The sequence below is a fragment of the uncultured Winogradskyella sp. genome, assembly GCF_947498005.1.
Taxonomy (GTDB): domain Bacteria; phylum Bacteroidota; class Bacteroidia; order Flavobacteriales; family Flavobacteriaceae; genus Winogradskyella.
Map to the genome: position 1 here is coordinate 136,836 of NZ_CANMIW010000005.1, position 19,116 is coordinate 155,951.

Annotated in this window: 14 protein-coding genes; 11 read left to right on the forward strand and 3 right to left on the reverse strand. The window is 32.4% G+C overall.

Annotation, left to right across the window (positions count from 1 at the left end):
- Window positions 1–19: 19 nt before the first annotated feature.
- Entirely contained in the window at window positions 20–883 is an 864-nt protein-coding gene (locus Q0891_RS10685) for a hydroxymethylglutaryl-CoA lyase (protein ID WP_299101497.1), read from the forward strand.
- A gap of 59 nt (window positions 884–942) precedes the next feature.
- Here Q0891_RS10685 and Q0891_RS10690 read toward each other — a convergent pair whose 3' ends face one another.
- The 3 genes from Q0891_RS10690 to Q0891_RS10700 all read right to left on the reverse strand — a co-directional run bounded on the left by Q0891_RS10690 (window position 943) and on the right by Q0891_RS10700 (window position 5,512).
- The gene (locus Q0891_RS10690) at window positions 943–2,196 is read right to left on the reverse strand and encodes a T9SS type A sorting domain-containing protein (protein ID WP_299101498.1); all 1,254 of its coding nucleotides are present in this window, start codon (window positions 2,194–2,196) and stop codon (window positions 943–945) included.
- Between the two features lie 82 nt (window positions 2,197–2,278).
- Window positions 2,279–3,361: an HmuY family protein gene (locus Q0891_RS10695; protein WP_299101499.1), complete on the reverse strand. Its 1,083-nt coding sequence runs from the start codon at window positions 3,359–3,361 to the stop codon at window positions 2,279–2,281.
- 12 nt (window positions 3,362–3,373) lie between these two features.
- Window positions 3,374–5,512, reverse strand: coding sequence for a TonB-dependent siderophore receptor (locus Q0891_RS10700; RefSeq protein WP_299101500.1), 2,139 nt, complete (start codon window positions 5,510–5,512; stop codon window positions 3,374–3,376).
- 103 nt (window positions 5,513–5,615) lie between these two features.
- Between Q0891_RS10700 and Q0891_RS10705 the strand changes: the two genes are divergently transcribed.
- The 10 genes from Q0891_RS10705 (at window position 5,616) to guaB (ending at window position 19,115) form a co-directional block, all read left to right on the forward strand.
- Window positions 5,616–6,518, forward strand: a complete 903-nt coding sequence (locus Q0891_RS10705) for a DUF6607 family protein (protein ID WP_299101501.1) — start codon at window positions 5,616–5,618, stop codon at window positions 6,516–6,518.
- A 1-nt stretch (window position 6,519) separates the two neighbouring features.
- On the forward strand, window positions 6,520–7,998 hold the full coding sequence (locus Q0891_RS10710; protein ID WP_299101502.1) for an ankyrin repeat domain-containing protein: 1,479 nt from the start codon (window positions 6,520–6,522) through the stop codon (window positions 7,996–7,998).
- A 13-nt stretch (window positions 7,999–8,011) separates the two neighbouring features.
- Entirely contained in the window at window positions 8,012–8,497 is a 486-nt protein-coding gene (locus Q0891_RS10715; RefSeq protein WP_299101503.1) for a DUF2271 domain-containing protein, read from the forward strand.
- A gap of 11 nt (window positions 8,498–8,508) precedes the next feature.
- The gene (locus Q0891_RS10720; RefSeq protein WP_299101505.1) at window positions 8,509–10,692 is read left to right on the forward strand and encodes a PepSY domain-containing protein; all 2,184 of its coding nucleotides are present in this window, start codon (window positions 8,509–8,511) and stop codon (window positions 10,690–10,692) included.
- Window positions 10,693–10,703: 11 nt separating this feature from the next.
- Complete coding sequence (locus Q0891_RS10725) at window positions 10,704–11,066, forward strand: DUF6686 family protein (RefSeq protein WP_299101506.1); 363 nt, start codon at window positions 10,704–10,706, stop codon at window positions 11,064–11,066.
- 195 nt (window positions 11,067–11,261) lie between these two features.
- Window positions 11,262–12,455: a DUF4856 domain-containing protein gene (locus Q0891_RS10730; protein ID WP_299101507.1), complete on the forward strand. Its 1,194-nt coding sequence runs from the start codon at window positions 11,262–11,264 to the stop codon at window positions 12,453–12,455.
- A 97-nt stretch (window positions 12,456–12,552) separates the two neighbouring features.
- The gene (locus tag Q0891_RS10735; protein WP_299101508.1) at window positions 12,553–13,680 is read left to right on the forward strand and encodes an imelysin family protein; all 1,128 of its coding nucleotides are present in this window, start codon (window positions 12,553–12,555) and stop codon (window positions 13,678–13,680) included.
- Window positions 13,681–13,739: 59 nt separating this feature from the next.
- Window positions 13,740–15,104, forward strand: coding sequence for an HTTM domain-containing protein (locus Q0891_RS10740; RefSeq protein WP_299101509.1), 1,365 nt, complete (start codon window positions 13,740–13,742; stop codon window positions 15,102–15,104).
- Complete coding sequence (locus tag Q0891_RS10745) at window positions 15,085–17,514, forward strand: TonB-dependent receptor (RefSeq protein ID WP_299101510.1); 2,430 nt, start codon at window positions 15,085–15,087, stop codon at window positions 17,512–17,514. The genes Q0891_RS10740 and Q0891_RS10745 overlap by 20 nt, the downstream gene beginning before the upstream one ends.
- A gap of 128 nt (window positions 17,515–17,642) precedes the next feature.
- Window positions 17,643–19,115 carry an IMP dehydrogenase gene (guaB, locus tag Q0891_RS10750; RefSeq protein WP_299101511.1) on the forward strand — a complete coding sequence of 491 codons (1,473 nt, stop codon included), beginning with the start codon at window positions 17,643–17,645 and terminating at the stop codon, window positions 19,113–19,115.
- Window position 19,116 lies beyond the last annotated feature (1 nt).

Here is a 19,116-nt window from a genome sequence, read left to right on the forward strand (position 1 = left end):
TAACCGTATATTTGAAACGATGAATAAAGCTGTTAAAATAATAGAATGTCCAAGAGATGCTATGCAAGGCATTAGGGATTTTATACCTACAGAAAAGAAGGTGCAATACATTCAATCGCTATTACGCGTAGGTTTTGATACTATTGATTTTGGAAGTTTTGTATCTCCAAAAGCCATTCCGCAAATGGTAGATACGGCAGAGGTTTTAGCACAATTAGATTTAAGTAAAACCGAAAGTAAACTATTAGCTATTATTGCTAATACTCGAGGAGCAACAGACGCTTCAAAACATTCTGAAATTGACTATTTAGGCTTTCCGTTTTCCATTTCTGAGAACTTTCAAATGCGTAACACGCACAAAACGATTGCACAATCAGTGGTTACATTATCTGAAATTTTAGAAATAGCCGATAAAAACAATAAACAAGTTGTGGTATATATTTCTATGGGATTTGGAAACCCGTATGGAGATCCATGGAATGTAGATATCGTAGGCGAGTGGACGGAACGTTTATCTAACATGGGTGTAAAAATTCTGTCATTGAGTGATACCATTGGTAGTTCTGATGCAGAGAATATTAACTATTTGTTTTCAAATTTAATTCCTCAATATTCTAATATAGAATTTGGAGCGCATTTGCATACAACACCAAGTTCTTGGTTTGAAAAAATTGATGCAGCCTACAAAGCAGGATGCCGTAGATTTGATGGCGCTATACAAGGTTATGGCGGTTGTCCAATGGCAAAAGATGACTTAACAGGTAATATGCCAACTGAAAAAATGTTGTCTTACTTCACACAGAAAAAAGCGCATAACTTAAATGCGATGTGTTTTGAAAGTTCGCATAATGAAGCGACTAAGATTTTTAGCGTATATCATTAAAGAGAAAGCCTTCACAAATAAATTGCAAAGGCTTTCAGTGTTAACAAGGGTTAGGGTTGTTAATTTAAAATCAACTTCCTTGAAACACTATGATTTCCTGATGTGAATTGTAAAACGTATACACCATTGACTAAAGATGATAAATCTAGAGCTGTGTTGTAAAAACCTGAGTTTGAATTTAAGTTCGTTTCAAATACTTTTTTTCCTGTCATAGAAAAAATTGAAACGTTATTTTTATTTGAAGATAAAGCATTAACATCATAGATTAAATTCACTTTCTTATCTGATGAAGGGTTTGGGTATATACCAAAAGAAACCGAATCATTAATATCCTCAATACTTAATGCATTGGTTACGTTTTCAAAATTTAAAGTGATATCTCCAGTACTACTTCCTCCAAACGCTGTAAAATAAAATCTATAAACTGTGTCATCAGCGTATTTTAAATAATAAGCTTGGTTAGAGTTAACATCGTATGTATAAGAAGCATTTAAAGTTTTCCAATCAGAGCCAATTGTATTGATGTCATCAGAATAAGTCAACGTTGGGTTAGATGGCATACCAGAGTCTTCATCATTTTGTGCAATAGAAACCTCATCACTATGTAAGGCTCCTGTTACAGGATAATATAAACTACCATCTCCATAATAATCTGTTGCATACTTAGTAAAAACAAAATCCCAATCGCTAATAGCTGGTTCAGCTACAACTTCAGCATCATTTTGTAAAGAGTAGTAGTTAAATTGATTATCTGGATTGTTCGTATTTGGTATATTTACAGTTTGATCTGCACTCCATGTCGATGTATTAGCATCCCAAGTTGCATATTTAAAAGTATAACCTGCAGCATAATCTTCGTTGATAAACTTTCTGTAAGTTCCATCTGCATATTTTAAAACAAATACAATGGTTCCTTCCACACCATGCGTTATAGGATTGTATTCACCAAATCCATATGTTGCAGATCCTTTTTCAAAAGCACCATCGCTCCAAGTCGTTTCACTATTATAAAGTGGTGTCCAGTTAGCTTCATTGGCAACATCTATTGTAGAGTAATCAGTAGCTGTGTTTGCCGCTTCAAAAACTTCAATACCAATACCACTGTTAACACGCATTCCAAAACTATAAGCACTAGTTCTTAAAAATGCAATATCCCATGAGTCTCTTGGAAAAGCGGTTGCTGTTTCTGTACTTAATTTATAATACACTTGGTCAGCGTAAGTTGGTTGCATGGATAAGTTGACTACTGTCTCTTGAGCGAATGCTGCAGTGCTTATTAATATTAAAGCTAAAAATTGTAAAGTTGTTTTCATTGGTTTGTTATTTAAAGTGATTCTAAAGTTTGAATTAATGGGTTAAAAAAGAGTAGCGAACTACTCTTTTTTAGTTGTGTTTTTATTGTAATAAGCTGTATACAAATTTTGGATGACCACGTTCACCATCTTCACTATACATGGCTAAGAATTGTATTTTATAATAGTTGCCTGCTGTATCATTTACAATGTAGAAAACGGTATCTATAATGGCAGGTGAACTACTTGGTCCGCCACCAACTCTCCAAGAACTGCCAATGTTTCTTTGGTCGTTGTCAAAAGCAATAGATAAAGCATCAGCTAAACTAAAATCTTCATAATTATAAGATTCTGTTTCTGTATCAATTTTATATGAAACCGCACCTCCTTTTGTGTTAGTTACAACAAAATCTGAATAACCATAAGAGCCATAATTTTCAATTTCATTTGTAAATACAGTAAAGTTTAAGTCCCAATCTGATTTCTCTGGTTCAACACTTACTACTGTCTCTGTATTAAAACTAAAGAATGTGAAATTGTATACACTATTTTTTGAAAGTGTAACTTCTTGGTGTGTAGTATCATCAAGGTCTGCATATTGAAGCACGTAATCATTACCATTTCGTAGAACTCTAATTTTTTTCCATCCTCGAGCATCACCTGCAACGGCAACACTTCCTGTAGTTGCTTCTTCTGTTGCAACTTCATAACCTAAATTCACTAAATAAACTGGATTTTCGGCTTCAGTAGAAGAAATCGCTTCAATTGCAGTTTCTGTAATTTGACCAAATGGTGCATCAATAAATTCCATATTATCAGCATCAAAAGTCCCGATTGCAACTTGTGGTTGTAATTCTTGTACTTCTGCAGTTGAAGAATTTATAGCATCGATATCTGTAGATGATAGTTCTGCAGTCGCCATATAAATAGAACCGTTAATTGCAACTCTAAAATCTGATCCAGAGTAAAAACCTAAATCCCAAGAATCTCTCTGAACAGCAGTTGATGTATCAGTACTTAAATCAATATAAACTTGGTTTTCTTCATTAGAACCTCCAACATCTGGAGTAACAGTTGCACCTTCAATAACTATACTTATTGGACCTGATGTATCGTCATCGCTACTACAGCTATTAAAAGCAATAATACCAAAGCATAGCGCTAGTTTTAAAAATGTATTTTTCATATTTGTTAGTGTTTAAAAATTTAAATTATATAATAGTTTTAGATAAAATGAACGTCCATAGCCCAATAAAAGAGCGTTGTTAGATGCGCTGTGTGTACCTCCTGTAGAAGAATTACTTACATTAACATTGGTAACATCAAATAGGTTACGTGCACCAATTGTAACATCTAGTTTATGATCTATAAACGATTTTTTTACAGAGGCATCTACCCAACTATAGGCTTCAGTTTTTGTCAAAGTAAATGTAGAGTTACCATCTGTGTCTGTGCCAGAAGCATAATATTGTTCTTGTTCTCCATTGTATTTTAAAAGAAGTGTGAAGGCTGTTTTCCAAGGCTGTACATAGTATGATGCACTAGTATTTAGCTGAAGATTGTATAGAAATTCATCATTACTATTTTCTTCGCTATTATTTATTCTAGAAATACCTTGAAGTGTTGCACCTAAATTGAAAGAGAAGTCTTCCATTTTCAATGTGTTTTCAAACGTAAAACCAATCAATTTATAGTTGTCGATATTTATATATTGGTATTGTAATGGTGTGGTATTTACAACAGCAAGGTCAATTTTATCGGAAACGTCTAGGTAGCTTACTTTTAAATTATTGACAAGTGAGATATTATTAAACCAACTTCTTTTCTTTAAATTTAAAAAGGCAGAATAACCATTTTCGGGTTTTAGGTTTTCATTGCCTTGTACATCATGGTTAGAATCTACAAAATAGTAGTAGAGTTCTTCAAAATTAGGAACTCTATAAGATGTCCCAATATTTCCACGAAGCTCAAAACCTTTGTTCATTAAATATCTTGCACTTAATGAGCCTAAGAACTTAGAATCAAAATGCGTATTATATTCATATCTAAAGCCAGGACTTAGCGAGAAGTTTTTAGATAAGTTAAATTCAGACGTCGTAAAGAATGCTAAATTAGTTTGAGTATTCGTTTTATCTTGTTGTGTGATACTTCCCGAAGCTTGTGTATCAAAACCTTCCATGTAACGTGCTTCATAGCCTAATTGAAAATTATATGTATCGCTTTTTATTAAATTACCTATGGTTCCTTTTGAGAATAAAACCTTACTAGATTGGTATGTTTCTTCTGTTTCGCTACTACGTTCTCTACTTAATATATAGTAGTTAAATTCATTTAAATCGCGCTCTTGTTGCTGATAAGATATTGAGGCATTATAGTTAGCACCAGAGTTGAGTTTACCATCGATATTAATATTGTTTACAAACCGATTGGTGGTAAATATTTTATCTGTTGCTGAAGGATTGCTTGTTTGGTTTTCAGTATCAATATTTGCTCTAACTGAAGAATCGTAAAAATTAATGATCTCGTTGAAGTATTCAAACTTATAAACAAGCTTAAAATTATTGCCTTTATAATTTATTAAGGCATTAGTAGTTAATTGTTCTTTTGGCAACCATTCATAACCTCTAAGACCGTCATTTTCATAATAACTTTCGCCTTCTCTATTATTTAAAAATCCGGCGAAGTCATTTCGGTTGGCGCCAATTTTTGCCATCCATTTTTCATTTATATTGTGAGCAATACTTAAGGATTGTATATGTCTACCTTTGTCAAACCAAGCATATTCATCGCTAACGGTTTCTTCTTGTAAATATGCATTTATATGCCATGTATCATCAATAGATTTTTTAGTGATAATGTTAATTACGCCAGAAACAGCATTGGCACCATATTCAACGCCCATTGCACCTTCAACGATCTCGATACGTTCTATATTATCGAGATTTATCTGAGTTAAATCGATATTGTTACCAAACCCATTATCGCTAACCATTGGTATATTATCAATTAAAATATTGAAGTATTGTGAGTCTAATCCAAAAAACGAAATCGTAGAACGTCCTGTCTGTGCGTTAGGAATAATATTAAGGTTAAGATTAAAATTTAATAGATCAGCTAAGTTGTTTGCAGCAACTTGTTCTATCTGTTTTCTATTTATTACAATAACATTATGTACCGATTTTTTAATTGAAGTAGGGTTAATTTGGCCAGTGACAACAACTTCATCTAATGATTCTGTTTTAGTACTATCAACAATAGTCGTTCTTTCTTGAGCGAAAGTGTACGAAAAGAAAAAAAGTAAAAAATAAATTGATGTTTTATTTTTATTTAGACTCATTCTATTTAAATTTGTCGCAAATATATAATCTTATTTTAATTCATTCCAAATAAGAATAAGATATTTTCAATTTTTTTAAAACACATTAATAAATTATTTAAAAATGAAGAGAGTAGTCGTTTTAACCTTTGTATTAGCATTTGCATTTAGCCTTAACGCGCAAAAAAAGAAAACACAAGATCAAGAAGCCATTAAAGACATGTGTGGTTGCTATGAAGTAACCTTTAATTTTGCTGAGACATTTTCTTATAGCGAAGATTCATTATATAGACCATCTAAAACTAAAGTAGATAAAGGATTAGAGTGGGCCCAATTGGTAACTGATGAGGACGATAAAATTTCTATCCAACATTTATTACAAGTTGGTAGACCAGATAGTCCAATGATCATAAAGCACTGGAGACAAGATTGGTTGTTTGAAAACAAAGAATTTTACATGTACAATGGCGATAACGAATGGGTTTTTGAAAACAAATCTAAAGAAGAGGTAAAAGGCCAGTGGACTCAAAAAGTATATCAAGTAGATGATAGTCCGCGTTACGAAGGGTCTTCAACTTGGGTGCACGTTGATGGCAAAAGCTATTGGGAAAACGAAACTACAGCACCTTTGCCAAGAAGAGAGTATACAAAACGTAGCGATTATAATGTTACATTGAGAGGTAATCGTCAAGAAATCACTAAATATGGTTGGTTACATGACCAAGATAATGCTAAAATAATAAGAGAAGATAGTAAAGAAGATATTATTTTAGCCAAAGAAAAAGGGTATAATACCTATGAGAAAGTAGATGATAGTAAATGCCAGGCAGCACAAGATTGGTGGAAAGAGCATCAAGAAAAATGGGCTTTGGTTAGAAGTAAATGGGATGAAGTGTACGCAAGAAATAAAGATTTGGAATTAGAAACCAAAGTAGACAATAAACCATTATATAAGCATTTGTTTAATGACGAGGTTGTTGAGCAAAAAGAAATTGAAACCACTATAGAATCGTTTGTAAAAAAATAATATGAAGCAATTAAAAACCTATTTAGCATTTTTAGTATTAGCCCTAAGTTTTCAGGCTTTTTCTCAAAGCAATGTTTTTTTAAACAGAGAATTTTGGGATTCTAAACCAAGTGTTGAAACCATAGAAGAAAGAATTAAGGATGGTAATAATCCATCTGAAGCAAATAGTAATAATTTTGATGGCGTTGTATATGCCATTTTACAAAATGCACCTTTTAAGTCTATTGTTTATTTAATGACACAAAAAGGAAATGATGTTAATAAACTAACCCACGATGGTAGAACTTACATCTTTTGGGCGGCTTATAAAGGTAATACAGAAATTGTAGCGTACTTATTAGAAAATGGTACCAAAACTGATCTTACAGATGATAAAGGCAATACAATTATCAATTTTGCGGCAGGAGCGGGACAAGCAAATACTAAAGTCTATGATCTCATTTTAGAAAAGAATGTGGATCTCATAAAAAAGACAAACCCTAATGGAGCTAATGCCTTGTTATTAGGTGCACCGACCGATACAGATTTTAAATTAACAAGCTATTTTCAGTCTAAAGGATTAAGCATTAAAAGTTTAGATAACGATGGTAACGGCATCTTTAATTATGTTGCGAAGGCTGGCAATATAGAATTAATGAATTCACTTCTAGAGAAAGGACTTAAAGGCACAGACCAAGCCTTTTTATTTGCAGCGACTGGCACACGTGGAAATTCTAATGGTATTGAGGTTTATAAATATCTTGAAAGTGTTGGTTTAAATCCTAATGTTACCAATAACGAAGGTGTAAACCCATTGCACGTTTTAGCAGCAAGAAGTAAAGATGAGACAGTAATCAACCATTTATTGGAAAAAGGAATTGATGTTTTCGCTACAGACAATAAAGGTAATTCTGCTTTTATGAATGCGGCTTCAAGAAATAATTTAGCTATTGTAAAGTTGTTATCTCAAAAGTTAAAATTGGTCGATTCAAAAAACAAAAAAGGCCAATCTGCTTTAACGTTAGCTGTTGGTAGCAATGTTGCTGATGTTGTCGAATTTTTACTTAATAATGATGCTGATGCCACAATAATTGATGAAAAAGGAAATGATCTAACCTATTACTTAATCAATTCTTATTCGAGCAGAAATAAAGAGCAATTTTCTAAAAAACTGGCCTTATTGAAAAGTAGAAATGTCAATTTGTCTAAAGTGCAAGAATCTGGAAACACTTGGTATCATCTAGCTGTTGAAAAAAATAGTTTAGAGTTATTAAAGTTGGCAACGGAAATGAAGCAAGATATCAATGCTAAAAATAAGGAAGGCAATACAGCATTGCATTTGGCGGCATTAAAAGCTAAAGATGATAAAATTCTTAAATTTTTAATAGAACAAGGAGCAGATAAAAAAGTGGTTACAGATTTCGAAGAATCTGCTTACGATTTAGCAAAAGAGAACGAATTACTTACGGAGAAAAAGATTTCAATTAAATTTTTAAAGTAATACAATATTGAATATGAAAAACATAAAATTAATAACCTTATTGTCAATTCTTGTTTTAGGATTAGTGTCATTTACAAATTTCGCAGCATCTAGCAAATACAAATGCATGATTCAAATGACTAATTACAATGGAGAAGGCGCATACATCGTTATTTCATTGCTAAATGCGGAAGGCGAATATGTGGAAACCTTAAATGTAAAAGGTGATGATGATGAGTGGTATAATACTGTAGAATCTTGGTGGCAGTTTTACGGCAAACGTAGACCAAATATTGATGCCATTACAGGAGCTACAATTAGTGGAGGAGAACGCGCCATTAGCGTTATAGAAATTGATGATGATAAACTAGATAAAGGGTACAAATTAAGATTTGAAACTGCAGTAGAAGATCAAGAATATTACGAAAGCGATGTAGAGTTAGAATTAACATCTGCAAACGTAAAAAGTAAAGTAGAAGGTATAGGATTTATACGCTACATACGTATGATGCCACAATAAACTAGTGTAAAATGACCATTTCTATCTGGAGATTTAGTCATCTTATGTTGGCTTTGGTGTCTTCGCTTTTTATTGTTTTAGCATCAGTAACTGGTACAATTTTGGCTTTTGAGCCAATATCTAATCAGTTACAACCTTATAAGATTAATAGCAATATATCTTTAAGTACTACTATTAATAGTCTATCAGAACGCTATGACGAAATTATTACCATCGCAACCGATGAGAATGATTTTGTTGTGGCTTCTGTAATTACAAAAGAAGGTAATAGCGAAACATTTTACGTCAATCCAGAAACTGGAGAAAAGCTTGGTCAGCTGATTGAGAAAGCGCCTATTTTTAAATTCACAACCAATCTACATCGTTCTTTATTTTTAAAATCAACTGGTCGTTTTATTGTAGGTTTAGTGTCTTTCTTTTTAATTCTAATGGCCATAACAGGATTAGTGTTATTAGCCAAAAGGCAAGGCGGAGTAACACGTTTTTTTTCAAAGATTATAAATGAAAATTTTGAGCAATATTATCACGTTGTTTTAGGACGTTGGTTTTTAGTACCAGTAATTATTGTTGCGTTTACAGGTGTTTATTTGTCCTTAGAAAAATTTTCATTGTTACCCGAAACAAAAATTTCTCACACATATCCTGAAGCTGAATTGGGAGCGATTGAGCGAATTTCTGTTTCAGATTTTGAGCTTTTCAACTCTTTAAAAATTTCAGAAGTTAAAAACGTAGAATTCCCATTTTCAGATGATGTTGAAGATTATTTCTTCATAAAATTAAAGGATAAGGAATTATTGGTTAATCAATTTAATGGAGATGTTGTTAGTGAGCAAGTTTATCCTTTAGTGAAGCTATTATCAGATTGGAGTTTGTTTTTCCACACAGGTCAAGGAAGTGTTTTGTGGTCTATAGTTTTAGCGTTGGTAAGTTTGGCGTTGCTAGTCTTTATTTATTCTGGTTTTGCCATGACTTTAAAGCGTCGTAAATCGGCTGAGAAAATTAAAAACAAATACACTAAAGACGAAGCTGAACATATTATTCTAGTAGGTTCTGAAACAGGAAGCACCTTCAAATTCGCAAACCTCTTTTATAAAGCGTTGTTAGCTGAAGGTAAACAAGTTTTTATTACAGATTTAAATAATTGTACAACGTTTAATAAAGCCAAGCAATTAATAATCCTTACATCGACTTATGGCGAAGGCGAAGCACCAATTAATGCGAATAAATTTGAAAAATTATTAGAAAGCACAAATCAAAATAAGGAAATTGATTACGCTGTTGTGGGCTTTGGTTCTATGTTATATCCAGATTATTGCAAATATGCTGAAGCGATAGATGACTTATTAAATAAACATATAAATCTCAATAGAAAACAGGAGCTTTTCAAAATTAATAATCAGTCATTTCAAGCTTTTAAAAATTGGGTTTCACAATGGAATTCAATCAATAATTGTCATCTAAAAATTCAACAACCCGTTGAAAAACTAAGTACAAAATATACAAGAGAATTTGAAGTTATAAAACGCACTGAATTAAATGTTGATGACACGTTTTTAATTGAACTAAAACCACTTAAAAAAATTAAGTTTCAGTCAGGCGATTTATTAGCGTTTCAACCGAATAAAGATGAAGCCGCCAGACAGTATTCTATAGCTAAAGTAGGTAATGATATTTTGCTAAGTATTAAAAAACATGATAAAGGTGTGTGTTCAACCTTTTTTAGCCAATTGAATCCGTCAGATATAATTACAGCCACTATTGAACCAAACCCAAATTTTCATTTACCAAAAGTAGCAAAAGATGTTATTCTCATTGCTAACGGAACAGGTATTGCACCATTCTTAGGCATGATTAAAGAAAACCAAAACCAGAAAAATATACATCTATTTTGGGGCGGACGAACTAAAGCGTCTTTAAACTTATATGCAGATCATTTAAATGAAAATAATCTAAAACAACTTCATGTTTCATATTCGCAAGAACAAGAGGAAAAGGTTTATGTTCAAGATATAATACATCAAAATAAAACACTTATTGCTAGACATCTAATAGTAGATGGAATAATAATGATTTGTGGTTCTGTTGCCATGCAGAATGGTGTTTTAGAGATGTTAAATGAGATTACTACCAATGAATTAAACAAACCATTAAGCACGTTTGAAAATAACGATCAGTTGCGAATGGATTGTTACTAAAATTAATAATTATGTGCCAAAATATAAAAGTACTTTCTAAAGTAAATGGTGGAGAGTTATTGTTTTGCAAAGACTGTAAACTCTATCATCTAGCATTTAATAATTTGTTTTTTGCTATAAACGAAGATGAATTAGAACGTCTTAAACATTACATGAATAACATAGATCCTGAATATTGGGAACAAAAGTATAATAGTTGTTCTGTGAGAAGAAAAATACCATTACCATCTACGCAAGAAAATTTGGTTATTATGTTTAGTAGGCAAGAGTTAACGGAAATAAGAACACTCTTAAATTATAAAATGTATAAAGAGAACAACTCTATTGAGTTTTTAAATGTTGATGATATAGATTATAATTTAATTCTTAATTAAATCGATAAAATTTTACGAATTCTGTAAAAGTCATTATTATTTTAATTTATTCTAAATAAGCTTTTGGTTTAATATATTTCTATATTAAATTTGCGACTTCAATATAATATTATTTTTATCAAATCTAAATAAAGGATAAAAGTCCATAAAATTAAATCTATGAATTTTAATTTCAACAAAAAAAACCAAATAAAAATGACTAAAAGATTTGCATTAAGTTTATTTGCTGTAGGTGCATTGTTTACGTCTTGTTCTAGTGATGATGACAATGGGACCTCAGGACCACAAGTAGAAGAACCAGCAACCTATCAATTTGAAAGAAATGGAACTACAACAGTAAGTTACGATGGTCAAACGACACGTATAGAAATGGCTGAAGAATTTGTGTCGTCTCTTACAGATACTAGTAAATCAGAAGCAGAATTAGATGGTATGTTTACGAATACTGGTAATTACTTTTCGACTTCAGATTTAAATGAGTCTACTAAAAATATTAGAAGTAAAACTGCAGCATCTACAGATTATTACTCTGCAAATACTACAGATGCTACAGCTATAAAAGCACAATTTGATACTTGGATAGAAAGTCAAGTAACCGAAGTTTTCCCTAATTGGAATACTGATGCTGTTTCTGGTACTGCCGGAAAAATTCAAGAAGCAGGTGGTGGTTCTACACGTTATGTAAATGCAAAAGGAGTAGAGTACAACCAAGTTGTTGCAAAAGGATTAATTGGTGGTTTAATGACGGATCAAATCCTTAATAATTATTTAAGTCCTGCGGTTTTAGATGCTGGCAATAATGTAGAAGACAATGACAACGATGTTTTAGATGGCTCTAGTAATTACACATCAATGGAGCATAAATGGGACGAAGCTTTTGGTTATTTATATGGTACTGACGATGTTTTGGCTCCACAATTAGGAGCAGATAGTTTTTTAAATAAATACTTATCTCGTGTAGAAGGCGATGAAGATTTTGCTGGTATTGCTCAAGATATCTATGACGCCTTTAAATTAGGAAGAGCAGCAATCGTTGCTAAAAATTATACGGTTAGAGATCAGCAAGCTGATATTATAAAAGAAAAATTATCTATAGTTATTGGTGTTAGAGCTGTTCATTATTTACAAGCTGGAAAAAGTGGATTAGGATCTGATTATGCATCGTCATTCCATGATTTATCAGAAGGTTTAGGTTTTGTTTATAGTTTACAATTTACACGTCAGCCAGGAATTGATATTCCATATTTATCAAAAACTGAGGTTGATGCTTTTGTATCAGAATTATTAGAAGGTAACGGATTTTGGGATGTAACAACAGATACGTTAGATGATATATCTGAAGATATTGCAGACCGTTTTAGCTTTACTGTTGCAGAGACAGCAAGCTAAAAAGTTATAAAACTAAAATAATCAAAGCATAAGCATTCATTAGGTTGAACGCTTATGCTTATTTATCTTTGCACCCGGAAAAAGAAAAAATAAAGTGATGTTAAAAAAAATAATTCTTTTTGTAATAGTAGTTGTTGCTATTTCTTGTAGTTCATCAGATGATAATGGTGGCTCTAATAACAATGATGGTTTTGACAGAACAGCGCTACTAACCAATGTTGCTGATAATATTATTATACCTGCATTTCAAGATTTGCAAGCAAAACTCTTAGTTTTAGATATAGCTAAAGACAATTTTGTTAGCGATAAATCTAATGCCAATTTAGAGGCTTTAAGTGATGCTTGGTTAGAAGCATATAAAGTTTGGCAGCATGTACAAATATATAATTTAGGAGAAGCAGATAACTTTGGTGGAGGAGAAAGAGGTTTTGTAAGTTTCTTCAATATTTACCCAGTAACAGTAGCTGATATAGAAAATGGAGCAAACACTGGTAGCTATGATTTAAATACAGCTAACTATCATGATGCACAAGGTTTTCCTGCCTTAGATTTTTTAATTCATGGTGTTGCAACAGGAGATACATTACCAATAGATAAATTCACAACACATACCGATTTTAATGGTTTCACTACCTATTTGGAAGATGTTGTTGATCAGATGATAACTTTAAATGATGCTATAGTCAATAATTGGGAATCTAGTTTCAGAAATACGTTTATTGCTAATACAAATAGTGGATTAAATGGTTCATTTAATATGTTAGCAAATGATATAGTATATTCTTATGAGAAAGATTTTAGAGCTCAGAAAATAGGAATTCCAGCTGGTATCTTTTCAAATGGAGGTACACTTCCTGAAACCGTTGAAGGGTTTTATAAAAGAGATGTTTCAAAAGAATTAAGCTTAGAAGCATTAGCAGGAATTGAAAATCTGTTTAACGGTGTATCTTATAGTAGTTTAAGTTCAATTAGTGGTTCTTCTTTTAGTGCATATTTAGAGTTCTTAGATCGAGAAGATTTAGTCACTGAAATTAATAATCAATTTGCCGCAGCTAGAAATGCTATTGATGGTCTTAATGATGATTATTTCCAACAGATTAATGATAACAGTATACAAATGACTGCAGCTTATGATATTATACAGGCAGCAGTACCAAAACTAAAGGTTGATATGAAACAAGCTTTAAATTTTGTTATTGATTATGTAGATGGCGATGGCGATTAATTAATCTTGAAAAATAGACCAAAGAGGTTGTCTACAGGCAACCTCTTTTTGTATATAATATGCTTACGAAACTAAATTCATATTTAAACCAAACCGCTAGCGCAGCACCTTTAGCTGTTTTTAGAATAGGTTTTGGTACTATGATGTTAGCTAGCATCATTAGATTTTGGAGCTTGGGTTGGATAGAGAAATTGTACTTGCAACCAAAATTTCAGTTTTCTTATTATGGTTTTGAGTGGATAAAACCTATTGGAAACTACACTTATTTATTGTTTGCCTTATGTGGTTTAACTGCATTTTTTATCCTCATTGGCTTTAAATACAGAATTGCAATTATTACCTTTTTTCTGAGTTTTACGTATATAGAGTTAATGGATAAAACCACGTACCTTAACCATTATTATTTTATAAGTGTGCTCAGTTTTTTAATGTGTTTTTTACCTGCAAATGCCTACTTTTCTTTAGATGCCTTTTTCAATAAAACCCATTACAAGCAAATCCCAAAATGGACTATTGATGCCATCAAATTATTACTCGGAACGGTTTATATATATGCAGGGTTAGCAAAACTTAATAGCGATTGGTTGTTTAAAGCCATGCCGTTAAAAATTTGGTTACCATCTAAATACGATATTCCTATTATTGGCCAAACCCTAATGCACAAAAATTGGTTTCACTTTGCAATGAGCTGGTCTGGTATGTTATACGATTTAGCAATTCCGTTTTTATTACTATACAAGAAAACAAGAACATTGGCCTTTGTATTGGTCGTAGTATTTCATGTGTTTACAAGGATTTTATTTCCTATAGGCATGTTTCCTTATATAATGATTGTATCTACATTAATATTCTTTGATGCTAATGTTCATGAAAAAATTCTGAATGTATTTAGACGTGTATTAAAACTTTTAAAGTTGAAATCTCATACGCTAAAGACTCAGGTGTATTCTTATTCAAATAGAAAAATTATCATTCCAATATTAGCTGTGTTTTTTGCAGTGCAACTTGTGTTTCCATGGCGATATGTATTGTATCCAAACGAGTTGTTTTGGACAGAAGAGGGTTATAGATTTTCTTGGCGCGTAATGCTTATGGAAAAAGCGGGTTATGCCAATTTCAAAATTGTTAATAGTGAAACAAAAGATTTCTTTTATGTAGATAATTTAGATTTTTTAACGCCATTTCAAGAAAAACAAATGAGCTTTCAACCCGATTTCATTTTGGAATACGCTCATTATTTAGGAGACCATTTTAAAAGTCAAGGTCATAAAAACATTCAGGTCTTTGTAGATTGCCATGTGGCACTTAACGGAAGAATGAGTCAACCATATATCGACCCTAAAGTAGATTTATACCAAGAAAAGGAATCATTTAAACATAAAAGCTGGATATTGCCATTCAATTATGAAATTAAAGGTTTATAACACATTATTACTTGTATTAATTACGATTTCTGCGGCTTTAGCTCAAGGTAAAGTTTCAGGAATTGTAACCTCTCAAGAATCCAACACAGCATTATCTAATGTTGAAATATTTGAGCAAGCTTCTGGCTTAAAAGCTAAGACGAATGATAAAGGCTATTTTGAATTTACCACGCCTAAAAAAATGCTAACCTTAGTATTCTTTTCTTATGAATATCAAGTTGTAGAAATAATGATTGCGGTAAATGGAGATACAACCGTAAATCAATCTCTTGAATCTTTGGGAGAACAATTAACTGAAGTAGAAATTACAGCAAGAAAAGCTAAAGTTTTTGAATTAAGCCGATTAAATGATGTTGAGGAAACAGCCATTTACGCAGGCAAGAAAACTGAGGTTATTTTGGTAGATCAGTCTATGGCAAATTTGGCGACGAATAATGCAAGACAAATTTATAGTCAAGTTGCAGGATTGAATATCTTTCAGAATGATGATGCAGGTTTACAACTAAATATTGGAGGTCGAGGTTTAGACCCAAACCGAACGTCTAATTTTAATACGCGTCAAAATGGTTACGATATTAGTGCAGATGTTTTAGGATATCCTGAAAGTTACTATACACCAGCATCAGAAGCTTTAGAACAGATACAAGTGGTTAGAGGTGCAGCATCTTTGCAGTACGGAACACAATTTGGAGGCTTAATTAATTTTAAATTAAAATCGCCGAACCCAAATAAGACTATAGAATTTTTAACTCGAAATACGTTAGGAAGCAACGGATTATATACCAATTTTACAAGTCTGAGCGGAACCAAAGAAAAGTTTAGTTATTACACGTATTTCAATTACAAAAAAGGAGATGGATTTAGACCAAATTCTGAATTTGAATCCAAGAATGCTTTCATGCATTTGGGCTATCAATTGTCTGAAAAAACAAAGCTTTCTGGCGAATTAACTTATATGCGATATTTAGCTCAGCAAGCAGGTGGTTTAAGTGATGCTATGTTCAACGAGGACGCATTTCAAAGCAACAGAACCCGAAATTGGTTTCAAGTCGATTGGTTGTTGTATAATGTTAAACTCGCACATGAGTTTTCAGATAATACCAATTTTACATTCAACTTTTTTGGATTGAATGCAGAACGAAATGCTTTAGGTTTTAGAACCAATAGACAAGATATTCCTGATAACTTTGAAGAGCGCGATTTAATAAAAGGCGAGTACAATAATTTTGGTTTTGAAGCGCGACTATTAAATAAATATAAACTCTTTGGAAAAGAAGCAACAGGTCTTATTGGTACTAAATTCTACAAAGCAGATAATACCTCTATTCAAGGGCCAGGAAGTGATGGTATAGGACCAAATTTTGAGTTACAAACCGAAGATTATCCTAACTACGGAAACCAGTCTAACTTTGATAATCCAAATCTAAATGTGGCTATTTTTGGGGAAAACATCATCTATCTTAATGATAAATGGTCTGTTACACCAGGATTTAGATTAGAATATATAAAAACAGAAAGTGATGGTTTTTCTAAGCGAATTAACTTAGATGCTGCTGGTAATGTTATATTAAATGAAACCGAATTTTCAGATGATGCTAACGAACGTTCTTTTGTGTTGTTTGGTTTAGGTACAAGTTTTAAACCCAATGATAACGTAGAGTTTTATGCTAATGCCTCTCAGAATTATAGGTCAGTAACGTTTTCGGATATTAATTTAGTAAATCCAAACTTTAGTGTGAGACCGTTAGTTGACGAAACAGGGTTAACAGCCGATTTAGGATTTAGAGGAACATATAAAAAAGTGGTTTCATTCGATGTTAGCGCGTTTAGTCTGTTTTACAATGATAGAATTGGTATTACGCTCGAAGTACAAAACGACAATAGTGTTAGAAAAGTAAGAGACAATATAGGAGATGCTTTTATTTTTGGATTAGAATCTTTAATTGATATCGATTTAAATAAATTATTCATTCAAGATAGTAAATATAGATTCAACTATTTTATAAATACGTCTGTGATTCATTCAGAATATACAAAGTCAGACGAAACAGGTATAGAAGGCAACCAAGTAGAATTTGTACCACAACTTAATTTAAAAACAGGCTTACGTTTTGCTTTTAAGAATCTACAAGCAAGTCTGCAATACACGTATATTTCAGAGCAATATTCTGATGCACCAAACTCAGGCAATGATCCTTTAGGAAGTTCTGGGATTATAGGATTAATTCCGGCTTATGATATATTAGATTTTTCACTGTCTTATAAGTACAAGCAGTTTAAACTAGAAACAGGTATCAATAACGTTTTAGATAACACCTATTTTACAAGACGAGCAACCGGTTATCCAGGTCCTGGAATATTACCATCGCCACCAAGAAATTGGTATGCTACACTAGAGATTAAAATCTAGAGAATTTTTATTTAGGTTCGCTTGAGTTGTCATATTACTAATTTTAAAGAGTATTACATTTTAAATTCAGTTTTCTATTATAGTGCAAAAAAAAGCGTAAATTTGTACGCAATTATATCTTAATTGCCATGAAAGCACACGAAAGCAAAATTGTTGGAGAAGGTCTTACTTATGATGACGTACTCTTAGTTCCTGCATTTTCAGAAATACTTCCTCGAGAAGTAAATATTCAAACAAAATTTACACGTAATATTACTATTAACGTTCCTGTTATTTCAGCAGCAATGGATACCGTTACTGAGAGTAAAATGGCTATAGCTATGGCTCAAGAAGGTGGTATTGGTGTTTTACATAAAAACATGACCATTGATCAACAAGCTGATAAAGTGCGTAAAGTAAAACGTGCAGAAAGCGGAATGATTATCGATCCGGTTACGTTACCATTAACTGCAACAGTTTTTGATGCGAAGTCTAATATGGCTGAGCATAGCATTGGAGGCATACCAATTGTAGATGAAAATGGTACTCTAAAAGGTATTGTAACGAACAGGGATTTACGTTTTGAACATGAAAACGCTAAACCAATTGTAGATGTTATGACTTCTGAGAATTTAATTACGGCTGCCGTTGGCACGTCTTTAAAGGATGCAGAAAAAATTCTTCAGCAAAATAAAATTGAAAAATTACTTATTGTAGACGATAACTTTATTCTAAAAGGTCTTATTACATTTAGAGATATAACTAAGGTAACACAAAAGCCAAATGCAAATAAGGATTCTTATGGTAGATTACGTGTTGCGGCCGCAATTGGAGTTACTGGTGATGCCGTAGAAAGAGCATCTGCTTTAGTAAAAGCTGGTGTTGATGCTGTTATTATAGATACAGCTCACGGACATACCAAAGGTGTTGTTTCTGTATTAAAAGACATTAAAAAACTATATCCAAAATTAGAAGTTATTGTAGGTAACATTGCAACTGGTGAAGCTGCAAAATATTTAGTTGAAGCTGGTGCAGATGCTGTAAAAGTTGGTATAGGACCAGGTTCTATATGTACAACTAGAGTAGTGGCAGGTGTTGGTTTTCCTCAATTTTCTGCTGTACTAGAAGTGGCTGCAGCGATAAAGGGAACAGGAGTGCCTGTAATTGCTGATGGAGGAATAAGGTATACAGGAGATATACCTAAAGCAATTGCAGCTGGTGCAGATACTGTAATGTTAGGATCACTTTTAGCTGGTACAAAAGAAAGTCCAGGAGAAACGATTATATATGAAGGTCGTAAATTCAAATCTTATCGTGGAATGGGTTCAGTAGAAGCCATGAAGCAAGGGAGTAAAGATCGTTATTTTCAAGATGTTGAAGATGATATTAAAAAGCTTGTACCCGAAGGAATTGTAGGTCGTGTACCATATAAAGGAGAGTTATTTGAAAGTATTCATCAATTCATAGGTGGACTTAGAGCAGGAATGGGTTATTGTGGAGCAAAAGATATTGCAACTTTAAAAGAGACAGGTCGCTTTGTGAAAATTACAAGTTCTGGTATTAATGAAAGTCATCCACATGACGTAACCATAACTAAAGAAGCACCTAATTACTCGAGATAAT

Excerpts from the sequence above, each read along its gene's own strand:
- Q0891_RS10685 (WP_299101497.1), top strand. The coding sequence starts at position 20 with ATGAATAAAGCTGTTAAAATAATAGAATGTCCAAGAGATGCTATGCAA.
- Q0891_RS10690 (WP_299101498.1), bottom strand. The coding sequence starts at position 2,196 with ATGAAAACAACTTTACAATTTTTAGCTTTAATATTAATAAGCACTGCA.
- Q0891_RS10695 (WP_299101499.1), bottom strand. The coding sequence starts at position 3,361 with ATGAAAAATACATTTTTAAAACTAGCGCTATGCTTTGGTATTATTGCT.
- Q0891_RS10700 (WP_299101500.1), bottom strand. The coding sequence starts at position 5,512 with ATGAGTCTAAATAAAAATAAAACATCAATTTATTTTTTACTTTTTTTC.
- Q0891_RS10705 (WP_299101501.1), top strand. The coding sequence starts at position 5,616 with ATGAAGAGAGTAGTCGTTTTAACCTTTGTATTAGCATTTGCATTTAGC.
- Q0891_RS10710 (WP_299101502.1), top strand. The coding sequence starts at position 6,520 with ATGAAGCAATTAAAAACCTATTTAGCATTTTTAGTATTAGCCCTAAGT.
- Q0891_RS10715 (WP_299101503.1), top strand. The coding sequence starts at position 8,012 with ATGAAAAACATAAAATTAATAACCTTATTGTCAATTCTTGTTTTAGGA.
- Q0891_RS10720 (WP_299101505.1), top strand. The coding sequence starts at position 8,509 with ATGACCATTTCTATCTGGAGATTTAGTCATCTTATGTTGGCTTTGGTG.
- Q0891_RS10725 (WP_299101506.1), top strand. The coding sequence starts at position 10,704 with ATGTGCCAAAATATAAAAGTACTTTCTAAAGTAAATGGTGGAGAGTTA.
- Q0891_RS10730 (WP_299101507.1), top strand. The coding sequence starts at position 11,262 with ATGACTAAAAGATTTGCATTAAGTTTATTTGCTGTAGGTGCATTGTTT.
- Q0891_RS10735 (WP_299101508.1), top strand. The coding sequence starts at position 12,553 with ATGTTAAAAAAAATAATTCTTTTTGTAATAGTAGTTGTTGCTATTTCT.
- Q0891_RS10740 (WP_299101509.1), top strand. The coding sequence starts at position 13,740 with ATGCTTACGAAACTAAATTCATATTTAAACCAAACCGCTAGCGCAGCA.
- Q0891_RS10745 (WP_299101510.1), top strand. The coding sequence starts at position 15,085 with ATGAAATTAAAGGTTTATAACACATTATTACTTGTATTAATTACGATT.
- guaB (WP_299101511.1), top strand. The coding sequence starts at position 17,643 with ATGAAAGCACACGAAAGCAAAATTGTTGGAGAAGGTCTTACTTATGAT.